Source organism: Kitasatospora sp. MY 5-36 (genome assembly GCF_001182915.1).
Taxonomy (GTDB): Bacteria; Actinomycetota; Actinomycetes; order Streptomycetales; family Streptomycetaceae; genus Kitasatospora.
On record NZ_LFVW01000006.1, the window covers coordinates 1 to 10,333 of the forward strand.

A 10,333-nucleotide genomic window follows, 5' to 3' on the forward strand; every position below is an offset into this window, starting at 1 on the left:
GCCCGTCCACGCTCGTCGAACTCGGCAAACAGGGCGGTCTGTCCCCGGACGGCCGGTGCCGGGCCTTCGGTGAGGGGGCCGACGGCACGGGGTTCGGTGAGGGTTGCGGCGTGCTGGTGCTGGAGCGGCTTTCCGACGCGCGGCGGGCTGGGCGCCGGGTGTTGGGGGTGCTGCGGGGTTCGGCGGTGAACCAGGACGGTGCGTCGAACGGGTTGACGGCGCCGAGTGGTCGGGCGCAGGTGCGGGTGGTGCGCGGGGCGTTGGGGGATGCCGGGTTGGCGGCGGGTGACGTCGACGCGGTGGAGGCGCACGGGACGGGGACGCGGTTGGGGGATCCGATCGAGGCGCAGGCCTTGCTGTCCGCGTACGGGGCGGGGCGCGAAGTGCCGTTGTGGCTGGGGTCGGTGAAGTCGAACATCGGTCATACGCAGGCCGCCGCGGGTGTGGCGGGTGTGATGAAGATGGTGCTGGCGATGCGGCACGGGGTGCTGCCGCGAACGTTGCACGCGGAGGTGCCGTCGTCGCATGTGGACTGGTCCTCGGGCGGGGTGGAGCTGCTGGCCGAGGCGCGGGAGTGGCCTGAGCTGGGCCGGCCGCGGCGGGCGGGTGTGTCCTCGTTCGGGATCAGTGGGACGAACGCGCATGTGATCGTGGAAGAGGTCGCCGAGGAGTCAACTGCCCCCGTTGATGGCCCTGTTGATGATGTGGTGCCGTGGGTGGTGTCCGGCCGGTCGGTGGAGGCGCTGCGGGCGCAGGCCGGCCGGCTGGCGGAGCACCTGACGGAGCGCCCGGAGATCGGAGCGGGCAGCGTCGGCTGGTCGCTGGTCGCGCAGCGCTCGCTGTTCGAGCAGCGCGCCGTCGTGACGGGCGCCGACCGGGAGGAACTGCTCGCCGGACTGCGCGTCCTGGCCGAGGGCGGCACGGCGGACAACGTCACCGTCACGCCCTCCACCACGCTCCCCGATGGCTCGAACAGGCTCGCGTTGCTCTTCACCGGCCAGGGCGCGCAGCGCCTCGGCATGGGCCGCCGACTGCACCGGGACTTCCCCGTCTTCGCGAAGGCGTTCGACGAGGCGTGCGCGCAGTTGGACGCGCACCTGCCCGTCCCCCTGAAGGACGTCGTCTTCGGTACGGACGCCGACCTCCTGGACCGCACCCTGTACGCCCAGTCGGCCCTGTTCGCCCTGGAGACCGCGCAGTTCAGGCTCCTGGAGCACTACGGCATCAGGCCCGACCACCTGCTCGGACACTCGGTCGGCGAGGTGGCCGCCGCCCATGTCGCGGGCGTGCTCGACCTGCCGGACGCCGCGCTCATGGTGGCGACGCGGGGACGGCTGATGCAGGCCGCCCGTGGCGACGGCGCCATGATCGCCGTGGAGGCCACCGAGCAGGAGGTCCTGACGGTCCTCGGAGAGCGCGAGGACCTGGCGGGGATCGCCGCGGTCAACGGCCCGCGGTCCGTGGTGGTCTCGGGTGATGCCGCGGTCGCCACCGAGGTCGCGGACCACTTCGCGGCGCTGGGGCGCCGGACCAGGCGGCTGCGGGTCAGCCACGCCTTCCACTCTCCCCACATGGACAGCGCGCTGGAGGAGTTCCGCACCGTTCTCGAAGGCCTGACCTTCCGCGCCCCCGTCCTCTCCGTCGTGTCCAACGTGACCGGGCGGGAGGCCACCGCCGAGCAGCTCTGCTCCCCCGACTACTGGGTGTCCCACATCCGCCGGGCCGTCCGGTTCGGCGACGGGGTCGAGCACCTCGCCGGGCTCGGAGTGGGGACCTACCTCGAACTCGGCCCCGACGGTGTCCTGACGGGCTTGGTCCCGGACTGCCTGCCGGCCGGGACCGACGCGGTCACCCTGCCGCTGCTGCGGGCCCGGCGCCCGGAGAGCGGCTCCCTGCTCACCGCGGTCGCCCAGGCCGCCTTCATCGGCCACCTGCCCGACTGGTCCCCGCTCTTCCCGGGCGGGCGGCCGGTGGAGCTGCCGACGTACGCCTTCCAGCGCCGGTCCTACTGGCTGAAGGAGGACACCGCCGTCGCGGACGTGGCCTCGGCGGGTCTGGAGACGGTGGGGCATCCGCTGCTGGGTGCGGCGGTCGAGCGGCCCGAGGGGAGGGGCTGGGTGTTCACCGGCCGCCTGTCGCCCACGACCCACCCCTGGACGGAGGACCACGTCATCGGCGAGGAGGTGCTGCTGCCCGGTGTGGCGCTGCTCGACGTCGCCCTCGCGGCGGGCGCCCGGGCCGGCTGCCGGCGGCTGGACGAACTCACCCTGGAAGCCCCGCTGTCCCTCCACCCCGACGCCCCGGCCGACCTGCGCGTGGTGCTGGACCCCGAGGAGGAAGGACGCTGGTCACTGGCCGTGTTCTCGCGCTCCGACGACACCTGGCGGCGCCACGCCACCGGCGTGCTGGCCGCCGGGGCCGAAGGCACCGGGAGCGCGCTGACGGACTGGCCGCCGAAGGACGCGACCCCCCTCGACGTGGCCGACGCGTACCAGGCCCTGGCCGCCCGCGGCTACGACTACGGGCCGACCTTCCAGGGCCTGCGCGCCGCCTGGCGCGACGGCGACGTGCTGTACGCGGAGGTCGGGCTCCCGGCCGGCGTGGAGCCCTCCGGTTTCGGGGTGCACCCGGCCGTGCTGGACGCGGCGCTGCACCTGCTCGTCCTGGAGGGAGACCAGGCGGCCGGGCTCCGGCTGCCGTTCGCCTGGTCCGGTGCCGAACTGCACGCCACCGGTGCCACCGCGCTGCGGGTACGGCTGACGCCCACCGGCACCGACACCGTGGCCCTGGCCGTCTGCGACGCCGCCGGGGCGCCGGTCGCCACCGTCGAAGCGCTGACCCTGCGCCCCTACTCGGCGGCGGGCGGGGGCCGTACGCCGCTGTTCGCCGTGGACTGGGTGCCCGTGCCGGACCCGGCCGTCGGCACCGCTCCGGCCGGCCCGGCCCCGGACCTGCCGACGGACCCGCCGATGGACCGCTGGGCCGTCCTCGGCACGCGCGGCCCGGACCTGCCGGGCGTGACCCGCCACGCCGACCTCACCACGCTGTCCGGTGCGGTCGAGGACCTGGAGGTGGCCGTCCTCCCGTGGACGGCGAGCGCGCCGGAGCACGCGGTGCCGTCCGCGGCCCATGACGCCGCCCGGGAGGTCCTGGGCCTGCTGAAGAGCTGGCTGGCCGAGGAGCACCGGACCTCCGCGCCCCTGGTTCTCCTCACCCGGAACGCGGTGGCCGTCGAAGCGGCCGAAGGCGTGGCGGACCTCGCCGCATCCGTGCTGTGGGGCCTGCTGCGCACCGCCCAGACCGAACACCCGGGCCGCTTCGTCCTGCTCGACGCCGACGCCGACCCGACCCCCGGGCTGGTGGCCGCCGCGCTCGCCACCGGAGAGCCCCAACTGGCCCTGCGCAACGGCACCTTGAAGGCCGCCCGGCTGACCCGGCAGACATCCCGTGAGCTGCTCGCACCCCCGGAGGGCGCGCCGGCCTGGCGGATGGAACCGGGCGCCAGCGGCTCCCTCGACACGCTGTCCCTCCGGCCCCGCCCCGAGGCGCTCGCCCCCCTGCTGCCGGGCGAGGTGCGCGTCGCCGTCCGCGCCGCGGGCCTCAACTTCCGTGACGCGCTGAACGCCCTGGGGCTCTACCCCGGCGACGCGGGCCCGCTCGGCATCGAGGGCGCCGGCGTGGTCACCGAGGTCGGCCCCGGGGTGACCGGGTTCGCGCCCGGCGACCGGGTCATGGGCCTGCTGCCCGGTGCGTTCGGACCGGTGGTGGCCACCGACAGCAGGATGCTCGTCACCGTCCCGGACGGCTGGACCTTCGCCCAGGCGGCGGCCGTTCCCGTCGTCTTCCTGACCGCCTACTACGCGCTGACCGACCTGGCCGCCCTGGCCCCGGGCCAGTCGCTGCTGGTCCACGCGGCGGCGGGCGGCGTCGGCATGGCCGCGGTCCAGCTCGCCCACCACCTCGGCGCGCGGGTCTTCGGCACCGCGAGCCCCGGCAAGTGGGACACGCTGCGCTCGATGGGCCTGCCGGACGAGCGCATCGCCTCGTCCCGGGACCTCCTCTTCGAGCAGGGCTTCCGCCGGGTGCTCGGCGAGGACGGCGGCTTCGACGTCGTCCTCAACGCGCTGGCCCACGAGTACGTGGACGCCTCGCTGCGCCTGCTGCGCCCCGGCGGCCGGTTCCTGGAGATGGGCAAGACCGACGTCAGGGACCCCGCGTCCCTCCCCGACGTCTCCTACCAGGCGTTCGACCTCATGGTGGTCGACGCGGACCGCGTCCAGGAGATGCTCACCGAGCTCGTGCGCCTCTTCGAGGCCGGCGCGCTCACCCCCCTCCCGCTCACCGTCCGGGACGTCCGCCGGGGCAGGGAGGCCTTCCGCCACATCAGCCAGGGCCGCCACACCGGCAAGAACGTGCTCACCCTTCCGGTGTCGTTGGATCCGGAGGGGGCGGTGCTGGTGGTCGGTGGTACGGGGGTGTTGGGGGCGTTGCTGGCGCGTCATCTGGTGGTGGCGTGCGGGGTGCGGCACCTGGTGCTGGTGAGTCGTCGGGGTGTGGAGGCGCCCGGGGCGGCGACACTGCGGGACGAGCTGTTGGAGTTGGGCGCGCGCAGTGTGGTGGTGCGGGCGTGTGACGCGGCCGACCGTACGGCACTGGGGGTGCTGGTCGACGAGGTGGTGGCCGAGCGGCCGCTGACGGGTGTGTTCCACGTGGCGGGGGTGCTGCGCGACGGGGTGCTGGTGTCGCTGGATGCGGAGGCGCTGGGGGAGGTGTTGCGGTCGAAGGTGGACGGTGCGTGGGCGTTGCACGAGGTGACGCGGGAGCGGTGCCCCGGGCTGGCGGCCTTCGTGCTGTACTCCTCGGTGTCGGGCCTGGTGGGCACCGCGGGTCAGGCGAACTACGCGGCGGCGAACACGTTCCTGGACGCGCTGGCGCAGGAGCGGTCGGCCCGGGGGCTGCCGGGTCTCTCGCTGGCGTGGGGCTTGTGGGAGCAGGAGTCCGGCATGACCGCCGGCCTCGACGACACGGCCTTCCAGCGCTTCGAGCGGTACGGCATCGGAAAGATCCCCTCCGAACAGGGCATGGCGCTGTTCGACGAGGCGCGGCAGGGAAGCGAGCCGGCCGTGGCACCGCTGGTGCTCGACCCGGCGCGACTGCACGCGAGGGCCGCCGTGGCCGACCTGCCACCGCTGCTGCGCGGCCTCGTCTCCGCCCCGGCCCGGCGTACGGCGGCCCCGGCCACGGCACCGAGGACGGCGGGTGCCTCCACCTGGACCGACCGGATCGCGGGGGCGGCCGGAGGGCGCGGCCTCGACGTCGTGACGGAGCTCCTGTGCCAGGAGATCGCCGACGTCCTCGGCCACCCGGGGCCCGGAGCCGTCGACACCGGCGCGGAGTTCCGGGGGCTCGGCCTCGACTCCCTCACCCTCGTCGAACTGCGCAACCGGCTCAACGCGGCCACCGGGCTCAGGCTCCCCGTCAACGTGCTGTTCGACCAGCCCACACCGGACGAACTGGCCGCCCACCTCCTGGCGGCCCTCGAACCCGAGCAACCGGACCCGGTCTCGCGCATCCTCGCCGACGCCGACCGGATGGAGGAGGCGTTGAAGCTCTTCGCCGGCGAGCGCGAGGACCGCACCAGGGTCACCACCCGACTGACGCAGATCCTTCGCGCCTGGCAGCGGGAGCAGGACGAACCCGCCGAATCCGCCGACGACCTCGACCACGTGACCGACGACGAACTCTTCGACGCGCTCGACAACGAACTGTCGCGCTGAGGTAAGGGAAAGGTGAGCCCCATGTCCAACGAAGCCAAGCTCCGCGACTACCTCAAGCGCGCCACGGCGGACCTGCGCGAGGCACGACAGCAGACCAGGGAACTGGAGGAGAAGGCCCACGAACCCATCGCGATCGTGGGCATGGGGTGCCGGTACCCGGGCGGGGTGAGCTCGCCGGAGGACCTGTGGCAGCTGCTGTCGGAGGGGCGCGACGCGATCTCCGGCTTCCCCGAGGGACGGGGATGGAACCTGGACGGCTCCGGCGCCCCGGCCCGGGACCAGGACGCGCGGGGACCCGGCTCGATCCCCACCCGGAGCGGCGGATTCCTGCACGACGCGGACCTGTTCGACGCGGGGTTCTTCGGCGTCTCGCCGCTCGAGGCCGAGGCGATGGATCCGCAGCAGCGGCTGCTGCTGGAGGTGTCGTGGGAGGCGCTGGAGCGGGCGGGGATCCGTCCCGACACCCTGAAGGGCAGTGCGACCGGTGTCTTCACCGGGCTGATCTCCGGGGAGTACGTCTCCCGGCTGTCCTCCGTCCCCGCCGAGGCCGAGGGCTACGCCGGTACGGGGAACACGGCCAGTGTCGCGTCCGGCCGGGTGGCCTATGTGCTGGGGCTGGAGGGTCCGGCCGTGTCGGTGGACACGGCGTGCTCGTCGTCGCTGGTGGCGCTGCACCTGGCGGTGCAGTCGCTGCGGCGGGGCGAGTGCGCGATGGCGCTGGCCGGCGGTGTCACCGTCATGGCGGGCCCGTCCACGCTCGTCGAACTCGGCAAACAGGGCGGTCTGTCCCCGGACGGCCGGTGCCGGGCCTTCGGTGAGGGGGCCGACGGCACGGGGTTCGGTGAGGGTTGCGGCGTGCTGGTGCTGGAGCGGCTTTCCGACGCGCGGCGGGCTGGGCGCCGGGTGTTGGGGGTGCTGCGGGGTTCGGCGGTGAACCAGGACGGTGCGTCGAACGGGTTGACGGCGCCGAGTGGTCGGGCGCAGGTGCGGGTGGTGCGCGGGGCCTTGGCGGATGCCGGGTTGGCGGCGGGTGACGTCGATGCGGTGGAGGCGCACGGGACGGGGACGCGGTTGGGGGATCCGATCGAGGCGCAGGCCTTGCTGTCCGCGTACGGGGCGGGGCGCGAAGTGCCGTTGTGGCTGGGGTCGGTGAAGTCGAACATCGGTCATACGCAGGCCGCCGCGGGTGTGGCGGGTGTGATGAAGATGGTGCTGGCGATGCGGCACGGGGTGCTGCCGCGAACGTTGCACGCGGAGGTGCCGTCGTCGCATGTGGACTGGTCCTCGGGCGGGGTGGAGCTGCTGGCCGAGGCGCGGGAGTGGCCTGAGCTGGACCGGCCGCGGCGGGCGGGTGTGTCGTCCTTCGGGATCAGTGGGACGAACGCGCATGTGATCGTGGAAGGGGTCTCAGAAGAGCCAACTAACTCTCCCGATGGCCCTGTTGATGGTGTGGTGCCGTGGGCGGTGTCCGGCCGGTCGGTGGAGGCGTTGCGGGCGCAGGCGGGCCGGCTGGCGGAGCACCTGACGGAGCGCCCGGAGATCGGAGCGGGCAGCGTCGGCTGGTCGCTGGTCGCGCAGCGCTCGCTGTTCGAGCAGCGCGCCGTCGTGACGGGCGCCGACCGTGAAGAGCTGCTCGCGGGGCTGCGCGTCCTGGCCGAGGGCGGCACGGCGGACAACGTCACCGTCACGCCCTCCACCACACCCCCCGACGGTCGGCGCGGCACCGTCTTCGTCTTCCCCGGCCAGGGCTCCCAGTGGGCCGGCATGGCACGGGAACTGCTCGCCGGGTCACCGGCGTTCGAGGAACAGCTCCGCGCCTGCGACCAGGCCCTGACCCCGTACGTCGACTGGTCCCTGCTCGACGTGCTGAACGGCCGTGACGGCGCACCCCCGCTGCACCGGGTCGACGTCGTCCAGCCGGCCCTCTGGGCCGTGATGATCGGACTGGCCGCGGTCTGGCGCTCCCTGGGCGTGCGCCCCGACGCGGTGGTGGGCCACTCCCAGGGCGAGATCGCCGCCGCCCACGTCGCGGGAGCGCTGTCCCTGGACGACTCGGCCAAGATCGTCGCCATCCGCAGCCGGGCCCTGCTGCGCCTGGCGGGCACCGGTGGCATGGTCTCCGTCGCCGCCCCCGTCGAGGACGTGCGCGCACTGCTGGCCACCGTCGACGGCCATGCCGAGATCGCCGCGGTCAACGGCCCCTCCTCGACCGTGGTCTCGGGCGGCCCCGAGGCCCTCGACCAGCTCACGGCCCGCTGCGAGGCGCGCGGGATCGTGAGCCGCCGCATCGACGTCGACTACGCCTCCCACTCCGCGAGCGTCGAGCCGCTGCGTGAGCAGCTCCTGGCGGAGCTGGCCGGCATCACCCCCACGACCTGCGACACCGCCTTCTACTCCAGCGTCACCGCGACCGCCCTCGACACCACGCGGCTGGACGCCGACTACTGGTACGAGAACCTCCGGCGGCCGATCCGGTTCCAGGAGGCCGTCCAGGCCGCGGCCGACGGCGGCCACGGGTTCGTCGTGGAATCCAGCCCGCACCCCGTCCTGACCGCCGGCATCGAGGAGACCCTCGGCGGCGAGCGGGTCGTCGTGGGCTCCCTGCGCCGTGACCACGGGGCCGTCCGGCAGATCCTCACGAACGCGGCCCGCCTCCACACCGGCGGACTGCCCGTCGACTGGTCCCCGCTCTTCGCCGGGGCGCGGCCGGTGGAGCTGCCGACGTACGCCTTCCAGCGCCGGTCCTACTGGCTGAAGGAGGACACCGCCGTCGCGGACGTGGCCTCGGCGGGTCTGGAGACGGTGGGGCACCCGCTGCTGGGCGCGGCGGTCGAGCGGCCCGACGGGAACGGCTGGGTGCTCACCGGCCGGCTCTCGCCCACGACCCATCCCTGGGCCGCGGACGTTCCGCACGCCGTGCTGCTCGAACTGGCGCTGGCCGCGGCCGACCGGGCAGGGTGCGACCGGCTGGAGCGGCTGACCGTCGAGACGCCCCTGAGCCTCGGACGGACCGCGACCGATGTGCAGGTCGTGGTCGAGGCGCTGGGCCGCGGCCGCTGCTCCCTCGCCGTCTTCTCGCGGGCTTCCGGAACCTGGATCCGGCACGCCACCGGGGAACTGACCGAGACCCCGGTCGACGCCGGGCCGGCGCCGGCCGCCACGGGCCCGGACCACGAGGTCCTCCGGGCGGATGTGGAACTCCCGTCCCACACCGACCCCGTGGGGTACGGCGTGCACCCGGTGCTGCTGGCCGCCGCACTGCGACCGTTCGCCGGAACCGGTGCGCCCCGCACCTGGTCCGGCGTCGAGCTGTACGCCACCGGTGCCACCGCGCTGCACGTGTCGCTGACGCCCACGGGAGCCGGCACCGCGCGGGTGTTCGCGGTGGACGCGATGGGCGAACCAGTGCTGAGCATCGGTGAAGTGACGATGAGTCAGCAAACCGAGGGCAGGGTCGGGGCCGAGGTTCACGACGACCTGTTCCACCTGGACTGGACCGCACTCGGCGGCCACGCCGTCCGGCCCTCCTCCGAAGACTCCTGGGGCGTGCTCGGCTCCGCCGACGTGCTCGCTCTCCCCGGTGCCGTGGCGTACTCCGACCCGGCCGCCCTGGCCCGGGCCGCCGAGGTGCCCGGCACGGTGATCCTCCCCTGCCTGGACGCGGAGGGCGACGGGCGGGACGTGCCCGGCGCGGCCCGGGCCGTCGCCCAGCGCGCACTGGAGGTGCTGCAGGACTGGCTGGCCGAGGGGCGGTTGGCCCGCTCGCGCCTCGTCGTCCTCACCCGCGGGGCCGTCGCCACCGCCCCCGACGAGGGCGTGAGCGCGCTGCCGGCCTCGGTCCTGTGGGGTCTGCTGCGCTCCGCCCAGACCGAACACCCGGACCGCTTCGTCCTCCTGGACGTCGACACCGACCCGGACCGCGGCGTCCTGGCCGCGGCCCTCGCGACCGGCGAGCCGCAACTCGCCCTGCGCGACGGCACCCTGCTCGCCCCCCGGCTCACCCGGACGGCACCGGGCGAATTCCGGGCCCCGGTGTCGTTGGATCCGGAGGGGGCGGTGCTGCTGGTGGGTGGGACGGGGGTGCTGGGGGCGTTGCTGGCGCGTCATCTGGTGGTGGCGTGCGGGGTGCGGCACCTGGTGCTGGTGAGTCGTCGGGGTGTGGAGGCGCCCGGGGCGGCGACACTGCGGGACGAGCTGCTGGAGTTGGGTGCGCGCACTGTGGAGGTGCGGGCGTGTGACGCGGCCGACCGGGTGGCGTTGGGGGTGCTGGTCGACGAGGTGGTGGCCCGGCGTCCGCTGACGGGCGTGTTCCACCTGGCGGGGGTGCTGCGCGACGGGGTGCTGGTGTCGCTGGGTGTGGAAGCGCTGGGGGAGGTGCTGCGGTCGAAGGTGGACGGCGCGTGGGCGTTGCACGAGGTGACGCGGGAGCGGTGCCCCGGGCTGGCCGCGTTCGTCGTGTACTCCTCGGTGTCGGGCCTGATCGGCGGTGCCGGTCAGGCGAACTACGCGGCGGCGAACACCTTCCTGGACGCGCTGGCGCAGGAGCGGTCGGCCCG

General features: G+C 74.4%; 2 protein-coding genes. Both read left to right on the forward strand.

Annotated elements, in window-relative coordinates; genetic code table 11:
- Positions 1–5,777: type I polyketide synthase (locus tag AE652_RS00335; protein ID WP_049649009.1), on the forward strand; the 5,777-nt coding region annotated here is incomplete at its 5' end.
- Between the two features lie 21 nt (positions 5,778–5,798).
- Positions 5,799–10,333: type I polyketide synthase (locus AE652_RS00340; RefSeq protein ID WP_049649010.1), on the forward strand; the 4,535-nt coding region annotated here is incomplete at its 3' end.